Genomic DNA, 16684 nt, shown 5'->3' on the forward strand with positions numbered 1-16684 from the left:
CCTTCTCGGCGCGATGGGTCGGCAGTACGTGGGAGGGTGCGGCGCTGTACGCCCCCATGAGATCAACCAGGCGTCCTGCCGGGCGGTGGCCGGCTCGTGGATCGGGGCGCGGTACAGCTGGCTGTCGCTGACGGGGAACCGGCGGATGGCGCCGCTCCATACCGGGGAGAAGACGGCGGCCCCCCGCAGCGGGCCGGACAGCGTCTGGTCGGGGACGCTCGGCCCACGCGGGGGACCGCGCTTGTGGGATGGGCTGTCAGCCCGCGGCGGCCAGTTGAGCTCGTGCGGCCTCGGTGACCGCTTCGGCGGTGATGCCGAACTCCGTGAGCAGAACGTCCATCGGAGCGGATTCCCCGAAGGAACGGAGCCCGACGATGGCGCCGTCCCGACCGACGTAGCGCTCCCAGCCGAAGGGAGACCCCAGCTCCACGGCGACGCGCGCGGCGACCGACGGAGGCAGCACCTCGTCCCGGTACGTGGCGGACTGGCGCTCGAACAGCTCCCAGCACGGCAGGCTCACCACGCGGGCACGGACGCCGTCGGCGGCCAGCTTGTGGAACGCCTCCAGGGCAAGGTGCACCTCGCTGCCGGTGGCGATCAGCAGCACCTCCGGGGGCTCGCCGTCGGCCGGGTCGGCGAGCACGTAACCGCCCCGGGCCAGGCCGGACGCCGGGCCGTATACCGTACGGTCCAGGGTGGGCAGGGCCTGGCGGGTGAGGGCCAGAGCGGCCGGGCGGCCGGCCTGCCCCACGATGACACGCCATGTCTCGGCTGCCTCGTTGGCGTCGCAGGGGCGGAAGACGTCCAGGCCCGGCATCGCACGCAGTGAGGCGAGGTGCTCGATCGGCTGGTGGGTGGGCCCGTCTTCACCGACGGCGATGGAATCGTGGGTGAAGACGTGCACGACCGGCAGCTTCATGAGGGCGGAGAGCCGCAGCGCCCCGCGCGCGAAGTCGGAGAAGACCAGGAACGTCGACCAGTAGGCACGCAGCCCCGACAGGGCGAGGCCGCCCGTGACCGCGGCGGCGGTGAACTCCCGGACGCCGAAGTGGAGGTTGCGTCCCTGCGGATGGTCCGCCGCAAAGTCCCCGGCGCCGTCGAAGGTGAGCGTCGTCCTGGTCGACGGCGCGAGGTCCGCCGAACCGCCCAGCAGCCATGGCACGTTGCGGGCCACCGCGTTGAGCACCTGCCCGGAGGAGTCGCGGGTGGCCAGGCCCTTCGGGTCGGCGGGGAAGGCGGGGATGTCCCGCCCCCAGCCGACGGGGAGCTCCCCGCGCCGCATCAGGCGCAGCTCCTCGGCGAGTTCCGGGTACTGCTCCGCGTACTCCTCCAACTGCTCGTCCCAGGCGTGGCGCAGTGCTTGCCCGCGCTCGGCGATGCCGGCTGCCATGTGCGCGTATGCCTCGTCGGGCACCAGGAAGCGGGCGTCCTCGGGCCAGCCGTAGAACCGCTTGGCACCGGCGGCTTCGTCCTCGCCGAGCGGCTCGCCGTGGGCGGCGGCCGTGCCCTGCTTGGTCGGGGCGCCGTAGCCGATGCTGCTCTCGACGATGATCAGAGTGGGCTTGGTGCGCTCGGCGTGGAAGACGCCCAGCGCACGGCCGATCCGCGTCCGGTCGTTGGCGTCGGTGACGCGGGTGACCTTCCAGCCGTACGCCCGGAAGCGGGCGGCGACGTTTTCGGTGAAGGCGAGGCTCGTGCTGCCCTCGATGCTGATCCGGTTGCTGTCGTAGATCCAGCAGAGGTTGGCCAGCTTCAGATGCCCGGCGAGCGAGGCAGCTTCGGCGGCGACCCCCTCCATCAGATCGCCGTCGCCGCACAGCGCGTACGTGTCGTATCCGAACAGCTCATATCCGGAGCGGTTGTAGCGGGCCGCGAGCCAGCGGGCGGCGACGGCCATACCGACCGCGGAGGCGACACCGGTGCCCAGGGGGCCGGTGGTCGCCTCGACTCCGGTGGTCAGGCCGTGCTCGGGGTGTCCGGCGCACCGCGAGTCCAACTGCCGGAAACGCTGGAGGTCTTCGAGTGTGACGGCCGGGCGCTGGGACACCTTTCCGTCGGCGGTGACCTCCGTGACCCGGGCCAGGTGCAGCAGCGCGTACAGCAGCGCCGAGCCGTGGCCGCCGGAGAGGACGAAGCGGTCGCGGTTCGGCCACAGGGGGCTGGTGGGGTCGTAGCGCAGGAAGCGGTGCCACAGGGTGTGGGCGGTGGGGGCGAGCGCCATCGGGGCACCCGGGTGGCCGGAGTTCGCGGCCTGCACCGCGTCGATGGCCAGGGTGCGCAGGGTGGTGACGCACAGGTCGTCGAGGCCCTCGCCGGCGGTGAGCAGTTCAGGCATCGGGGTTCTCCTCGGCGCCGAGCACGGAGCGTATGTCGGCGGTCAGTTGTTGCCAGGAGTCCTGGAAGCGGGCGACGCCGTCGGTCTCCAGCTCCTCCGTGATCGTGTCGAGGGCGATGCCTACGGCGCCAAGCTCCTCAAGGGTGCTGCGGGACTGTTCGTACTGGCCACGTACGGTGTCGCCGCGCGGCTCGCCGTGGTCGATGACGGCGCTCAGGGTGGCGGCAGGCATGGTGTTGACGGTGTCGGGCGCGGCGAGTTCGACGACATAGCGGGTGTCGTCGTACGCGGGGTCCTTCACCCCCGTCGATGCCCACAACGGGCGCTGCGGCTGGGCGCCGAGCGCGGCGAGCGCCTGCCAGCGCTGCCCGGAGCGGACATGCTCGTGGAGTTCGTAGGCGAGCCGTGCGTTGGCGATCGCGGCCCGGCCGCGCAGTGCGCGTGTCTGCGCGGTGTCCCTCTTGTCGAGGCGTGCGTCGACGGCGGCGTCGACACGGGAGACGAAGAACGAGGCGACGGAGGCGATGCGGGAGACCTCGTGGCCCGCCTGCGCAGCGCGTTCCAGTCCGTCCAGATGTGCCTCCATCACCTGCCGGTAGCGGGCAAGTCCGAAGATCAGGGTGACGTTGACGCTGATGCCCTCGGCGAGACAGTCGGCCACGGCGGACAGGCCCGCGTCTGTGGCCGGGATCTTGATCAGGACGTTGGGGCGATCGACCAGCCAGTGGAGCAGCCGGGCCTCGGCCAGCGTGCCCGCGGTGTCGTGCACAAGACCGGGAGCGACCTCGATGGAGACCATGCCGTCGACCCCGCCGGTGGCGTCGTGGATCGGGCGCAGGATGTCCGCGGCGCGCCGTACGTCGGTGCAGGTGAGCAGGCGCAGGGCGTCGGCAGGGGTGGTGCCGAGCCGGGCGAGGGCGGCCAACTGGCTGTCGTAGGCGCTGCTGTCCGTGATGGCCTGGTGGAAAATCGTGGGGTTGGTGGTGACGCCGGCGATCAGGCCTTCGCCTACCTGCCGTGCCAGCTCGCCGGAGTCGAGGCGGTCGCGGCTGAGGTCGTCCAGCCAGACGGCGGTCCCCGCGTCGTTGAGCCGGCGCAGTGTGTCGTTCAAGGGTGCTCCTGTAAAAGGGGTGTTGGCATGCCCCGGGCAGGGACCGGGGAGTGGTGGGGGGAGGCCGGCTCCGGGACTGCCCCCACCGGGCGGCTCATTTCTCGTTGGCCAGGCTTCCGCTTTGCAGGTTGGCGTCGACGAGAGCGGGAAGCCGCTTGAGGAAGGCGTCCTTGCCGGTCACCACGTGGTCGAGATAGGTGGCGACGTTGGACTGGGTGATCGGCGGCATGATGTACGAGTAGTGCGTGCGGACCGTCTTCTTCTCGGTGATGCGTTGGGCCACCGCGAGGCCTTCCGCGAGTTCGACCCGGCCGTGCTGCAGCGAGGAACCGATGAAGTCGCCGCTTTGGACGGCACGCAGCCCGTCCTCGATCCCGTCGATACCGACCACCGGTATCTTCTTCCCGCCGCCCTCCTTCAGCGCCTGCACCGCGCCAAGGCCCATGTCGTCGTTCTCGGAGACGAGTCCGTTGAGCTTGCCACCGAAGCTGGACATCCAGTTCTTGACCTTGTCGACGGCCTGGTCGCGGTTCCAGTTGGCGGTGTCCTTGGCGAGCACCTTGATGCCGGGGTACTTCTTGAGCACGTTGTTGATACCGCGCGAGCGGTCCAGCTCGGGAGAGGACCCGAGGGGACCCTGCAGGATGGCGATGTTGCCCTTGCCGCCGAGCTTGTCGGCCATCATCTGCATCTCCTGTTCCCCGGCGGCGACATCGTCGGGCAGCACGGTGGCGGCCAGCGCCGAGGAGCTGGTGAGCGTCGTGTTCACGGCCACCACGGGGATGTTCTTCGCCTTGGCCTCCGCGAGCTGCGGGGCGAGCGAGTTGGCCTCGACCGGCACGATGACCAGGGCGTCCACGCCGGAGTTGACCAGCTGTTCCACCTGGGTGGCCTGGGTGCTGACATCGCCGCCGGCCGAGTTCCAGACCAGTTCGATGTTGTGGGCCTTGGCGTAGGCCTGCATGCCTTCCTTGCCCTGGGTGATGAAGGACGACATGTCATAGACGGTGACGCCGATACGGAGCTTGTCCGCACCCGTGTCACCGGCCCCGCACGCGGCTGTCGTCACCAGCGCCATGGCGCATGCGGCGGTGCCCGCCAACCGCAGGGTTCGTCTGTTCATGAGAGTTACCTTTCGAAAGGGGCAGAAGAGTCAGCGGCGTCGGCTGTTGGCCCACACGTCGACCGTGACAGCGGCGACGATGAGCACGCCCTTGATGACCTTCTGCCAGTAGGCGGGCACGACGAGGATGTCGAGGCCGTTGTTGAGGGTTTGCATGAGGAAGAGACCGAGGACGGTCCCCCAGATCGTGCCGCGGCCGCCCATGAGGCTCGCGCCGCCGATGACGACCGCGGCGATCGCGTCCAGCTCGTATCCCGAGCCCAGCGTGGGCGGGCCGGACAGCACACGGGATGCCAGCATCACGCCGGACAGGCCGGCGAGCAGGCCGCTGAGGGCGTAGACGCTGAACAGCACGCGGTGTGCCTTGATGCCGGCGAGTTCGGCAGCGACCCGGTTGCCGCCGACCGCGTAGACCCGCATGCCGTACGCGGTGTAGCGCATGACCACGGCGAGGACGACGATCCCGACGATCATCACGACCACGGGCAGCTGGAGCCCGAGGATCCGGGTGCCGGCGATCTGGTTGAAGTTCGCGGGCAGGCCGTTGATCGGTGCCCCGTCGCCGATGACATAGGCCATGCCTGAGGCCGCGGTGAGCATACCGAGCGTCGCCACGAACGGCGGTACGTTGAGCCAGGCGACCAGCGCTCCGTTGATCGAGCCGGCGACGAGGCCGGTGACCAGGCCGACCAGCAGGGCCGTCCACAGCCGGTCTGGATGTCCCGCGACGGTCGAGGCCGAGGCCATGGCGCTCACGGCGATCACGCTGCCCACCGACAGGTCGATGCCGCCGGTGAGGATGACGAGGGTCTGGCCGACCGCGATGAGCGCGAAGGGCGCGGCGGCGGTGGTGATCGTCTGGAAGTTGTCGAGCGTGCCGAAACGAGCGCTGCGGTAGCTGAAGTACATGACGACCAGCAGCATCACGAGGACCATCGCGTGGCTGAGCGCGAACTCCCGCAACCGCGCCGCATTGAGCCGGCGCAGTGGGGCTGCGGCTACGGCCGCGCCGGTCGCGTGGGGCGAGTCTGTGGGCGGGGACTGTTGCGTGATCATGAAGCGTCGTCCTGGGAGAGGGGAAGGGTGGTGGAGGTGCCGTCGAGTCCGGCGGCGAGACGGAAGATGCGGCTCTGGGCGTCGGCCAAGGACAGTTCGGCGCGGTCCAGGCTGCCCGCGACGGCGCCGTCGCGGATCACGTGTACGCGGTGCGCGAGCCCGAGGATTTCGGCCATGTCCGAGGACGCCATGACCACCGCCATGCCGGAGGCGGCGAGGTCGGTGACGATGCGGTAGATCTCGCTGCGCGCACCGACGTCGACGCCACGGGTCGGCTCGTCGAGCAGCAGCACCTTGACGTGTCCGGTCAGCCACCGGGCGAGGACGACCTTTTGCTGGTTGCCCCCGGACAGGGTGCCGACCTGCTGGCCGAGGCCCTTGCTGCGCAGGTGCACCGAGGTCATCGCCCGGTCCACGGCCGCCGTGCGTGCGCCGCTTCGCAGCCAGCCTCCGAGGCTGAAGTCGGGCAGTCGCGGGAGCGTGGCGTTGTCGAGCACACTCATCCCGAGGACGAGCCCTGCCCCCTTGCGGTCCTCGGGGACGAGGGCCATGCCCGCGCTGATCGAGGACGCGGCGTTGTGACGCCGTACCGCCGTACCGGACACCGTGATCTCACCAGCGGTGCTGGCGCGCGCACCGAACAACGCCTCGAGGAGCTCCGTGCGTCCGGCACCGACCAGACCGGCGAGACCGACGATCTCACCGGCACGGACCTGGAAGTCCACCGGCTCCGGATAGCCCGCCACGTGCAGACCGCTGACGCGCAGGGCCACTTCGTCGCCGGGGGCGGGCAGCGCCGGGAACAGGTCGTCGAGTTCGCGGCCGATCATCGCGTGGACGATCTCGTCGTCCGTGATGTCGGCACAGGGGCGGTCCTCGACGAGCGCACCGTCCCGCAGGACCACCACGCGGTCGGCGATCGCCCGGATCTCCTCCATCTTGTGGGTGGTGTAGAGCATGGCGACGCCGCGCTCGCGGAGCTTGTCGACCACGCCGTACAGCCGCTCCACCTCGTGCCCGGAGATGGCCGAGGTCGGCTCGTCCAGCAGCACCACCCGGGCGCCCCATGACGTGGTCTTGGTGATCTCGACGATCTGGCGCAGGGCCACAGTGAGCCGTCGCATCGGGGCCTGGGGGTCGATGTCGACACCGAACACCTCGAGCATCTCGCGTGCCTGAGCGGCCATCCGACGGCGGTCGAGCAGGCCGGAGCGGCGCTTGAGCTCCCGGCCGGCGAAGAGGTTCTCGTACACCGTCATGTCGAGGATCGGCGCCAGTTCCTGCGGCACGATCCCGACGCCGAGCTCACGGGCGATCCGCGCGTCCGCGAGGCGCAGCGCTTCTCCGCCCACGAGGACGTCCCCGGCGTCGGGCCGGACCTGACCGGACACGATCTTCATCAGTGTTGATTTGCCGGCGCCGTTCTCACCGGCCAGGGCCGTCACAGTGCCGGGTTCCAGGTTCAGGGACACCCCGCGCAGGACGGGGATCCCTCCGAAGGCCTTGGCCAGGCCCCGGCATTCGAGGGCCGTATTTCTCACGGTGTCTCCCGCTGTCGGGCTGTCGTGCGTTGCGGCCGTACCGATCGATCCGGTCATCCGCGTGCCCCCTTGCTTTGGCCGGCGGCCTTGCTGCCAGCACGGGCGCCCTGGCCCTGAATGCCGGGCATGGCCTAACGCTCCGCTGGGGAGCGCGCCGGCAGGGCGGCTCGGGCGAATGCTCCGGCCAGTTCCTCAGGACCGGCGTACGGCTCCTGACCGCTGAGCAGGTCGGCGATCTGCCGCAGCAGAGGCAGCCCGGACCAGTCGCTCAGTGCACCGAGCTGGATCAGCTGGTCGACGAGTTCACGCGCGAGCAGCGCGGCGGGGACGCCTTCGACGGTCTGGCCCGCGTCCTGCATGGCCCGCAGTGCCTCGTGAGGTGCTTCACCGGCGCCGATGCGGGTGCCGTAGACGCGGTTGCGGCCGGACAGGGCGGTGACCTCGAGGTCGCCGACGCCGGCGAGTCCCGTCACGGTTTCGGCACGGCCGCCGAGCAGCCCGGCCAGCTGGACCATCTCGGTAACGGCGCGGGCGAACGCCGCGGCCTGCAGGTCGTGGTAGGGCTCACCGCCGTGCTCGGCCAGTCCCTGACAGATGCCGAGCGCGATCGCGTAGACGTTCTTCAGCGCGGCGGCGATCTCGACGCCGATCAGGTCGTCGCTCTCCTCGACCGCGTAGGCCTCGGTGGCGAACAGGCCGCGGGAGCGCTCGGTGACGCCGGGCGAGCCGCACGCGTGTACGGATGCGGTGGGCCTGCGGGCGGCGACTTCATTGGCCTTGCACGGGCCGCCGATGGCGACCAGCGGCAGGTCCAGGCTGCCGTCCGGTGCGGTCTCGTGCAGCACGCTGGTCACCGCGTCGGGGAGCGTGACGATGCGGTCGTCGAGACGGACGAAGCCTTTGGTGGTGACGGCCAGGACCTGACTGGGGCGCAGGTGCCCGGCCGCCTTACGCAGCACGTCCACCAGGCCGTCGGAGCTGACGGACAGCACGACGTACGTGGCCCCGGCGAGGGCTTCCGCCAGCTGGCCGCTGCGATAGGTCTTCACACGTGGGTCGAGCGGGACCCCTGTCCGCGGGTGAGGACGGCCCTGCGCGACGGCGTCCAGCAGTTCGTCGTCGAGCCAGGTGCCCCACAGCCGGACTTCGTGTCCGTTGTCGGCGGCCGGTGCGGCGAGTGCGCTGCCCATCGCCCCCGCACCGAGGATGGTGACGGTCTCGGCGAGCCGGCTCATGCGGACTTCTCCTCGTACGTGGCGAGCTGGCGCCGCTCGACTTCGTGGATCTTGCGGACCTTGGGCAGGGAACCGCCGCCGGCGAACTCGGAGGCGATCCAGTGGTCGAGGCAGATCTTGGCGTGCTCGATGCCGAGCGTGCGGGCGCCGAAGCAGGCGATCTGCGCGTCATTGGACTTGCGGGCCCGCTCGGCGCTGTAGGCGTCGGCGACCAGGGCGGCGCGCACCCCGGGCACCTTGTTGGCGGTGATCGCCATGCCGATGCCCGTGCCGCACACGAGGACGGCGCGCTCGTGCTCGCCGCCGGCGACGGCCACGGCGACGCGCTCGGCGACGTCCGGGTAGTCCTCCTGCTCGCCCGAGCCGAAGTCCTTCACCTCATGTCCCAGCGCGACCAGGTGGTCGCGCAGGGCATCCTTCATCGCTGCGCCGGCGTCGTCCGAGCCGATGGCGATGGTGCTCATGTCGTTCTCCAGGAGTGGTACGGAAGGTGAGCGAAGTGGCTTGTGCCGACCGCCGGTTCGGTGAACCGGCGGTGTGGTGGCCCTAGGCCTTGCCGCCGGCCGCACCGGAGGCGGCGAGCAGCGGCGGGAAGAGGTCCTTCAGCGCCGGGTACAGGCGGCGGTAGACCTGGTACAGGTCCTCGTAGCGGGAGCGTGCGATCGGGTCGGGGTCGACGGTGGCCTTGGCCCTCGCCATCCGGGCCGCCGTCTCCTCGATGTCGTCGACACCGCCGAGCCCGACGGCGGCCGCGGCGAGGACCGCCGCACCGAGTGCGGTGGTCTCGGTCTCGGCGCACACGGTGACGGGGCGCCCGGTGACGTCCGCGACGATCTGCGTCCACAGGCGGCTGCGCGAGCCGCCGCCCATCGCCAGGTACCGCTCGATGGGGATGCCGGTGTCGTCGGCGACGCCGTCGGTGGTGAGCCGCAGTTCGAACGCGACGCCCTCGAGCAGGGCCCGGTACAGGTGCTGCCTGCCGTGGAAGCCGGACCAGCCGATGATCGCGCCACGGGCGTTCGGGTCCCAGTACGGGGTCTGCGCGGCGTTGAGGTACGGCAGCGCCATCAACCCGTCCGCGCCGGGCGAGACCTTGGCGGCGGCGGCCTCCATGACCTCCTCGCCGGACAGCCCCAGGCCCTGGCCCAGGCCCGGCGGCGCGCCGAACTTGTCCATGAACCAGCTGATCAGATAGCTGCCGGCCGACAGCAGGGTCTCCAGCGTGTAGGTGCCGGGGACCGGGCCGCCCAGCGTGCGGTAGGCACGGGACCAGCGGTAGCTCGCCGACCAGGTGCCGGCGGCGAGGGCAGTGCCCATGTTCGCGTACATCAGTCCCGGGCGCGTGACGCCCGCGCCGAGGCCGGCGCACTGGCCGTCGCCCGCACCCGCCACGACCGGGATGTCCGCCGGGAGGCCCAGCTCCTCGGCGATGTCACGGCTCAGTTCGCCCAGTACGGCACCGGGGGGCACGAGTTCGGGCAGCTGATCCTCCGTCAGGCCGACCGTGTCGAGCAGTTGCCGCGACCAGGTGAACGAGGCCATGTCGACCAGCCCGAGCGGGTCGGCCGAGGCCCAGCTGGTGCGCCACTCGCCGGTGAGCTTGTGGGTCAGGTAACAGGCGACATCCACCACGCGGGCGCTGCCCCGCAGGGTGTCCGGCTCGTTCTCGCGCAGCCAGAGCAGTTTGTAGAACGCCGGGGTGACGTCCGGCGGCTTCCCGGAGAGCTCATGCACGGACCGGCTGCCGTGCTCGGCGATCTGCTTGCCGGCCCGGCCGTCCAGCCACAGGATCGCCGGGCGCAGCTCGTTGCCGTGCTGGTCCAGGCAGACGAAACTCTCGCGCTGGTGGGTGATGCCGATGGCGGCGATCCGGGTGGCGTCGATCTGTGAGACCGCCTCGCGCAGCGCGCCGCGTGTGGAGTCCCACCAGTCCCGGGCGTTCTGCTCATGCCACCCGGGGTGCGGGCGCTGCAGCGGGAACGTACGGCGCCCCTCGCTGACGGCGTGGCCCGCCTCGTCGAACACGACGGCCTTGGTCGCGGTCGTGGAGCTGTCGATACCGATGACGTACCTGCTGCCGCTGCTGTGCTCCATGTGCCCTCCTCTCCTTCTCAGTTGGGGCGGTCGGGGCGTCTGCCCTGCCGCGTCCGGCTGTCGTTGTCGTCGATGTGCGGGGGCGTCGCGCAGGCCCCGCTGGTGGTGTCCATGCCGGTCACCCCATACGTGCAGGCTGTGGGTCGCCGAAGCCGGGTGCGCGCATCCGCGCGGCGTCGGCGCGTCGGTCGTTGGGCTGACGGCCCGCCTCCTGCTCGGCCTCGACCCGCTGCCGATACCGGTAGATCTCCTCATCGACCCTGGCCCCGTCCCAATCGAGCGGGGCAGACACCAGGCGGGCGGCCTCCTCGGCCGCCGCGAGGCCCCGGTCCTTGGTCTCCATGAAGATGTGGGTACGCCGGGTCAGGATGTCGTCGAGATGGAGCGCGCCTTCATGTGTGGCGGCGTACACGATCTCGGCACGGAGGTAACCGGGCGCGCCGCGCAGCGGCTCGCCGAGCGTGCTGTCCTCGGCGGCCAGTTCGAGCACTTCGGTGACGAGCGTGCCGTAACGCTCCACGAGCCGCTCGACACGCTCGGGGGCCAGCCCGTACCGCTTGGCCAGTACCGTCTTGCGCCGGACCACGCTTTGGTAGCCTTCGGCGCCGGCCAGCGGTACGTCCTTCGTGGAAGAAGCCGGAACGCCGTATGGCAGTTCGCGCGCGGCGGCGTCGACGACGTCCTCGGCCATCACGCGGTAGGTGGTGAACTTGCCTCCCGCGATGGCGACCAGGCCCGGCTGAAGACGCGCGACCACATGCTCCCGAGAGAGCTTGGCCGTCTGCTCCGCCTCACCGGAGACCAGCGGACGCAAGCCCGCGTACACGCCCAGGATGTCGTCCCGGGTGAGCGGAGAGGCGAGCACGGTGTTGACGTGCTCCAGCAGATAGTCGATGTCGCCGGAGCTGACCGCGGGGTGTTCCTTGCTGTACGTCCAGTCGGTGTCCGTCGTGCCGACGATCCAGTGCTCGTCGCCCCAGGGGATGACGAACAGCACGCTCTTCTCGGTGCGCAGGATCAGGCCGGAGGACATCGCGATCCGGGAGCGTGGGACCAGCAGGTGCACTCCCTTGGACGCCCGCACCCGCAGCGAGCCGTTCCCGCCCGCCTGCTGCTGTGTCTCGTCGGTCCACACGCCGGTCGCGTTGACCACCGCCCGGGCGCGCACGGTGCGTTCGCGTCCGGTCTCCACGTCCTGGACGACCGCGCCCACCACGCGGCCCTCCTCACGTACGAACGAGGTGACCCGGGTCCCGCTGGCGCACAGAGCACCGTAGGAAGCGGCGGTACGGACCAGGGACAGGGTGAAGCGGGCGTCGTCGACCTGCGCGTCCCAGTAACGCACCGCCCCGACCAGGGCGGAAGGCTTGAGCCCCGGCGCCTCGGCGAGTGCCGTGCGCCTGGTCATGTGCCGATGGGCGGGGACACCGCGCGGCAGAACGGAGGTCATGCCCATCGTGTCGTACAGCAGCATCCCGACTCCGGCGTACGGCCGCTCCCAGATCCGGCGGGTCAGCGGGTAGAGGAACGGCACAGGCCTGACCAGATGCGGGGCGATCCGCTGGAGCAGCAGGGCCCGCTCCCGCAGGGCCTCGGCGACCAGCTTGAAGTCGAGCATCTCCAGGTAACGCAGGCCGCCGTGGATGAGCTTGCTCGAACGGCTCGATGTTCCGCTGGCCCAGTCCTTCGCCTCGACCAGCGCGACCGACAGCCCGCGCGTCACCGCGTCGAGGGCGGCGCCGGCACCGACCACACCGCCGCCCACGACCAGGACGTCGACCTCGCCGACTGCCATCTCATCGAGCGCGTACTCACGCGCCGAAAGGGAAAGTGCGACCTCGCGCACGACCTCAGCTCCTCTCATGTGCATCGGAACCTGGCGTATGCGGCTCACCGTGATCCGGAGTTCTCGATGTAGTGGTGTGCGGGCTGCAGTCCGCACGGCTGTGATGGACGGGGCGGCAACGTGCGCCCGCGCACTCCCACCGGCGGCTTCCGTGCCTGACACGGAGGGCGATGGCCATCGTTGATCACCTTCAGAAATGTCGGGTGCGCTGTCCGGCGGGAACGCATCTCACCGTTCCCAACAGATTCCGCGCTTGTTTCCACGAATACTCTGTCTTAATCAACACGTAAAGTGTCTGTTTCAACGTAATTTTTGTTGGATCATGAATCTCTCGAGGCTGCCGGGTGTCCGGCGCCTCCACCGACCCCACCTGCCGGCGCGCGAGGCGAAACGGGTGGCGGAGAACGGCGGACCCTCTGCCGTACCGGCCGCCGACGGCTACCGCAGCAGCGCCCACGCGCACGTGCCGAAGGATGTCCGATGCACTCCGAACCGCCGCGCCAGAACGCTCACCATCGCCAGCCCCCGGCCGCCCTCGGCGATGTCATCACCAGGATCGGAGGGGTCGGGATCCCGCCACACTCCACTGTCGACCACCTCGACACCCACCTGCGAACCGCACCGGACCAGTCGGAGGGTGACGTCGGCGGAGCCGCTGTGACAGACCGAGTTGGTGACGAATTCCGAGACGGCGAGGCGCGTCGCGTCGGACGTCTCACCGTCGATGCGCCACGCGGCCAGATGCGCTTCAGCGAAAGCCCTGGCCTGGGACACCGCCGACTCCTCGGCCGGCAGCATGCACCACACCAGATCACTGAGGTGACCGGATTGCGGCCCGGGGTGTCCGGGCGCCGCTGCTGCCGCGGGATGTCGCCCTCGATGCCCTCGGTCGAGGGAGGTGGTGGCGGCCATTGTGATCACCTTCAGGGATGTCGAGTGTGCTGTCCGACGGGAACGGATCTCACTGTTCCCAGCAGGTTTCGTGTTCGTTTTCACGATGATCCCGCCTTAACCCACACGTCAAGTGTCTGTTCAAACATTTTTCTTGTTAGTTTGCTGGAATGGGACGTGCCGGACCTCGGCCCCCTCCCGGCCCTGGCGGTGAAGCAGGGCGGAGTGCGCGCCGCCGGCGTCAACCGGACGCGGGGATGCGGGCGTTCGCTGCGGACAGTCACCGGATCTCCGGCAGGCAGCTCTTCGGCGCACCCCTTGGCGAGCTCGGCGGACCAGGCATCACGTCGCGGACACAGGCCTTCCGGCCTGACGGTCGGGTCCAGACGGAGGACGGCGCGGCGGATCCGAACTCGACCCGGGAAAGTCAAGGACCTGGCCACCCTCGCGTTCGCCGGGGCCAGGGCCGACGTCGCCCTGCCAGGCCGGCCACACGATCCACTTCACAACCCCGGACGGCATGGTCCGCCGGCTCCAGACGCCCTCCAAGCGCCACGACAAGGGCTCCGCCTTGCCGATCTCGAACAAAAGCCTCAGCGAGCGGCATCAGGTCTTCGGCGACGACACATCCTCGCCACCGCCGTCATCGACCGCCCCACCGCCACCGAAGGCGGCATCAGCGCCGTCGGCTGACACGGCCTCAAGCCGTGCACATCAGCCCGCACACCGACATCAACCACCGGTTCGCTCCCGCTGCACCTTCCGGCCTCGCCGATTCGATCAAGCCGCTACGACGACCCGACAGAGGCGGTCTCCCCCTGAACCCGGCGTTCGCGGGCGCATCGAGCCGCGACTATAGATGTTGCATCATCGATGTTGTGTGATACATGATGAGACATCAATAGACATTATCGATGTTCCGTCATCGCGCCTACCTCTCGCCACCTCCGGATTAGTTCGCCCCCAGGGCAACGGTTCGATCCCAGGAGCAGACCTTGAAGCAACTGATCTCTCTCTCCGTGCAACGACCCAAAGCGATCATCGCCGCCTGGTTGCTGCTGCTCGTCGTGTCCGCGCCGTTCGCCCTCAAACTCGAAGGGGCCCTGAAGGCAGGCGGCTTCTCCAACCCGCGCGGCGAGTCGGTGCACGCGCAGCACACGCTTGAGCAGGCGTTCCATGAGGCCCCGAACTCCCTGCTGATCGTCCTGCACGACCGCGCCGGATCGGTGCGGAGCGCGGTCGACGAGGCCCGTCAGGCAGCGCGGCGCCCGGGCGTCACCACGATCACCGACGAGCGCGCCCACCCCGAGTGGGTGTCCAAGGACGGCCGGACCACCTTTCTCCAGGTCGGTTTCTCCGGCGACAACACCACCGTGCAGAACGTCGTGCCGACTCTGCGGGACGACGTGCGCGCCGCGGTCAGCAAAGACGTCGAGGTGGATGTCACCGGCGCTCCGGCCCTGGACTATGCACTGAACGTGCATTCGAAGGAGGACGTCACCCGGGCGGAGATGATCGCCTTCCCGGTGCTCTTCATCGTGCTGTTGCTGGTCTTCCGGTCGCTGGTCGCGATGGCGGTCCCGCTCGTCATGGCCGGCGTCACACTGGCGCTGACCCAGGCCATCGGCTACGGCATGGCTCAAGTCACCGATGTCAACAGTCTGTTCACCAACATTGTCTCCATGGTCGGCCTGGCGGTGGCCGTGGACTACTCGCTCTTCATCGTCAAACGCTTCCGCGAGGAACTGGCCGACGGCCAGGACGTGCCGACCGCCGTGGGGCGCTCCATGCGTACGGTGGGGCATTCGGTGCTCTTCAGCGGCCTGGCGGTTGTGGTCGCCATGTCCGCCCTCTTCGTTCCCCGGGCCATGTCCTTCACCAGCATCGCCCTGGGCGGTGTGGCGGTGGCGGTGGTCGCCGTCACGATGGCGATGACACTGCTGCCGGCCGTGCTGCGGCTCCTGGGCCACCGCATCAACGCAGGCACCCTGCGCCGCCGCAAGAAGGCCACCGCCGCTTCCGTCGTTCCCAAGGCCGAGGCGGGCCGGGTCTCCAAGCACCCCTTGCTGATCCTGGCGGTACTGGTGGCCGGGTTCGTCGCTCTGGCATGGCCGGCCACGCAGTTGACTCTGCGGGTACCGGTGGCGAGCGCGGACATTCTGCCCGCCGGGGACAGTGCCCGGGTCGGTATCGCACGCATCAAGCAGGACATCGGCGTGCGCGAGATGTTCCCGGTCGAGGTGGTGCTGACTGCCCACGCGAAGGATTCGTCCGCGCTGCTCACGAGCGCCACGGACATCGCCGACTACGCCAAGAACGCCAAGGGAGCCGACAGCGTACAGGGCGTCAGCACCCTGGGCCTGCCCGCTGGTTCGCTGCCACAGGCACTGGCCGACGGTACCGGGCTGGACACCGCGGGCAAGGCGGCCGTCGGTCAGCTGTGGACCGCGGTCGGTGACACCCTCGTCACCCGTGTCCTGGTCACGCCGGATGCCGACCCGGACAGCGCTGCCACGCACCACTTGGTCAGCGACCTGCGTTCGCATCTGAAGAGCGACACCTCGCCGGGGGTGAAGGCCGAACTCGCCGGCGCCACCGCCACCGGTTCCGACTTCGACGACCTGGTCGTCGGCTCGATCCCGCTGGTCGTCCTCGTCGTAGCCCTGTTGAGCTTCCTCATCCTCTTCCTCGCCTTCCGCTCGACGGTGCTGCCGCTGCTGGCGCTGGCCTTCAACGTGCTGGTCGTCGGCGCCAGCCTCGGTTTCCTGGCTCTGGTCGCCGGCGGTGCAGACCACTCCATCAACAGCGTCACCCCGCTGATGCTCTTCGCCGTGATGTTCGGCCTGAGCATGGACTACATGGTGATCATGATCGGCCGGATGCGGGAGATGTACCTGGACGGCGCCTCGCACCGTGACGCGGTGCTCGGCGGTCTGGCCCGCACCGCCGGGCTGGTCAACGGTGCCGCGGCCATCATGGTCGCCGTCTTCGTCTCCTTCACCAGCGCCCAGATCAGCATCGTGCGGGAGTTGGGCATCAGCCTCGCCACCGCGGTGGTCCTCGACGCGGTCGTGATCCGGCGGCTGCTCATGCCGGCCACGCTGCTGCTGCTCGGCGATCGGATCTGGGGCGGCAACCGCCGGTCCGTCCCGCAAGAGGCCGGCAGCGTGGTGGCCGCCGCCTCGGTGAGCGCCCCCGCGGGCACCGAACTCCCGCCCACGGGGCCGGATCTCTCAGCCCCGACGCCGAGGTGAGCTGAGCAGCGGCACCGTCCCGTGCGAACCACGTTCCGCTGTCCGGCCCGATCCCGGGGGCCCGGACAGCGGAGCAAGGCGGCCATGTCACGCCCACCCGGTTCGGCAGCGCGAGGCAGCGCACGGGCAGAAACGGCAGAACAACACCGTCGCATGACGCTCCCGCGCACCGCAGACCTCCAGGGAATCTTCCAGAAA

General features: G+C 69.8%; 11 protein-coding genes. 1 reads left to right on the top strand and 10 read right to left on the bottom strand.

Annotated features, from left to right (window positions below; all coding sequences use genetic code 11):
- Window positions 1-256: 256 nt before the first annotated feature.
- The 10 genes from tkt to KVT44_RS46210 form a co-directional block, all read right to left on the bottom strand.
- Window positions 257-2335 carry a transketolase gene (tkt, locus tag KVT44_RS46165; RefSeq protein WP_217574180.1) on the bottom strand — a complete coding sequence of 693 codons (2079 nt, stop codon included), beginning with the start codon at window positions 2333-2335 and terminating at the stop codon, window positions 257-259.
- Window positions 2328-3446, bottom strand: coding sequence for a transaldolase (gene tal / locus KVT44_RS46170; RefSeq protein ID WP_217574182.1), 1119 nt, complete (start codon window positions 3444-3446; stop codon window positions 2328-2330). The genes tkt and tal overlap by 8 nt, the downstream gene beginning before the upstream one ends.
- Window positions 3447-3540: 94 nt before the next feature.
- Window positions 3541-4569 carry a substrate-binding domain-containing protein gene (locus tag KVT44_RS46175; RefSeq protein WP_302832193.1) on the bottom strand — a complete coding sequence of 343 codons (1029 nt, stop codon included), beginning with the start codon at window positions 4567-4569 and terminating at the stop codon, window positions 3541-3543.
- Between the two features lie 30 nt (window positions 4570-4599).
- Window positions 4600-5625, bottom strand: coding sequence for an ABC transporter permease (locus tag KVT44_RS46180; protein WP_217574185.1), 1026 nt, complete (start codon window positions 5623-5625; stop codon window positions 4600-4602).
- A complete protein-coding gene (locus tag KVT44_RS46185) occupies window positions 5622-7166 on the bottom strand; it encodes a sugar ABC transporter ATP-binding protein (protein WP_217574187.1) in 1545 nt (514 codons plus the stop codon). Before KVT44_RS46185 ends, KVT44_RS46180 begins: the two co-directional genes overlap by 4 nt.
- Window positions 7167-7297: 131 nt before the next feature.
- Window positions 7298-8401: a hypothetical protein gene (locus KVT44_RS46190; protein WP_217574189.1), complete on the bottom strand. Its 1104-nt coding sequence runs from the start codon at window positions 8399-8401 to the stop codon at window positions 7298-7300.
- Complete coding sequence (locus KVT44_RS46195; RefSeq protein WP_168516061.1) at window positions 8398-8865, bottom strand: RpiB/LacA/LacB family sugar-phosphate isomerase; 468 nt, start codon at window positions 8863-8865, stop codon at window positions 8398-8400. Before KVT44_RS46195 ends, KVT44_RS46190 begins: the two co-directional genes overlap by 4 nt.
- An 82-nt stretch (window positions 8866-8947) precedes the next feature.
- The gene (locus KVT44_RS46200) at window positions 8948-10495 is read right to left on the bottom strand and encodes an FGGY-family carbohydrate kinase (protein WP_190174237.1); all 1548 of its coding nucleotides are present in this window, start codon (window positions 10493-10495) and stop codon (window positions 8948-8950) included.
- A gap of 118 nt (window positions 10496-10613) precedes the next feature.
- Window positions 10614-12290 (bottom strand): glycerol-3-phosphate dehydrogenase, encoded by a 1677-nt coding sequence (gene glpD, locus KVT44_RS46205; protein ID WP_217574214.1) that lies wholly within the window; start codon window positions 12288-12290, stop codon window positions 10614-10616.
- Window positions 12291-12779: 489 nt separating this feature from the next.
- On the bottom strand, window positions 12780-13139 hold the full coding sequence (locus KVT44_RS46210; protein WP_190174236.1) for an ATP-binding protein: 360 nt from the start codon (window positions 13137-13139) through the stop codon (window positions 12780-12782).
- Between the two features lie 1088 nt (window positions 13140-14227).
- Here KVT44_RS46210 and KVT44_RS46215 point away from each other — a divergent pair.
- Window positions 14228-16486 carry an MMPL family transporter gene (locus KVT44_RS46215; RefSeq protein ID WP_217574191.1) on the top strand — a complete coding sequence of 753 codons (2259 nt, stop codon included), beginning with the start codon at window positions 14228-14230 and terminating at the stop codon, window positions 16484-16486.
- The last annotated feature ends 198 nt before the right edge of the window (window positions 16487-16684 follow it).

Source organism: Streptomyces sp. GbtcB7 (assembly GCF_019091445.1).
Classification (GTDB): Bacteria; Actinomycetota; Actinomycetes; order Streptomycetales; family Streptomycetaceae; genus Streptomyces; species Streptomyces mirabilis.

What these genes read in the sequence shown, in the direction of transcription:
- tkt (WP_217574180.1), bottom strand. Translation starts at nt 2,335, where the DNA reads ATGCCTGAACTGCTCACCGCCGGCGAGGGCCTCGACGACCTGTGCGTC.
- KVT44_RS46175 (WP_302832193.1), bottom strand. Translation starts at nt 4,569, where the DNA reads ATGAACAGACGAACCCTGCGGTTGGCGGGCACCGCCGCATGCGCCATG.
- KVT44_RS46195 (WP_168516061.1), bottom strand. Translation starts at nt 8,865, where the DNA reads ATGAGCACCATCGCCATCGGCTCGGACGACGCCGGCGCAGCGATGAAG.
- KVT44_RS46200 (WP_190174237.1), bottom strand. Translation starts at nt 10,495, where the DNA reads ATGGAGCACAGCAGCGGCAGCAGGTACGTCATCGGTATCGACAGCTCC.
- KVT44_RS46180 (WP_217574185.1), bottom strand. Translation starts at nt 5,625, where the DNA reads ATGATCACGCAACAGTCCCCGCCCACAGACTCGCCCCACGCGACCGGC.
- KVT44_RS46190 (WP_217574189.1), bottom strand. Translation starts at nt 8,401, where the DNA reads ATGAGCCGGCTCGCCGAGACCGTCACCATCCTCGGTGCGGGGGCGATG.
- KVT44_RS46210 (WP_190174236.1), bottom strand. Translation starts at nt 13,139, where the DNA reads ATGCTGCCGGCCGAGGAGTCGGCGGTGTCCCAGGCCAGGGCTTTCGCT.
- glpD (WP_217574214.1), bottom strand. Translation starts at nt 12,290, where the DNA reads ATGGCAGTCGGCGAGGTCGACGTCCTGGTCGTGGGCGGCGGTGTGGTC.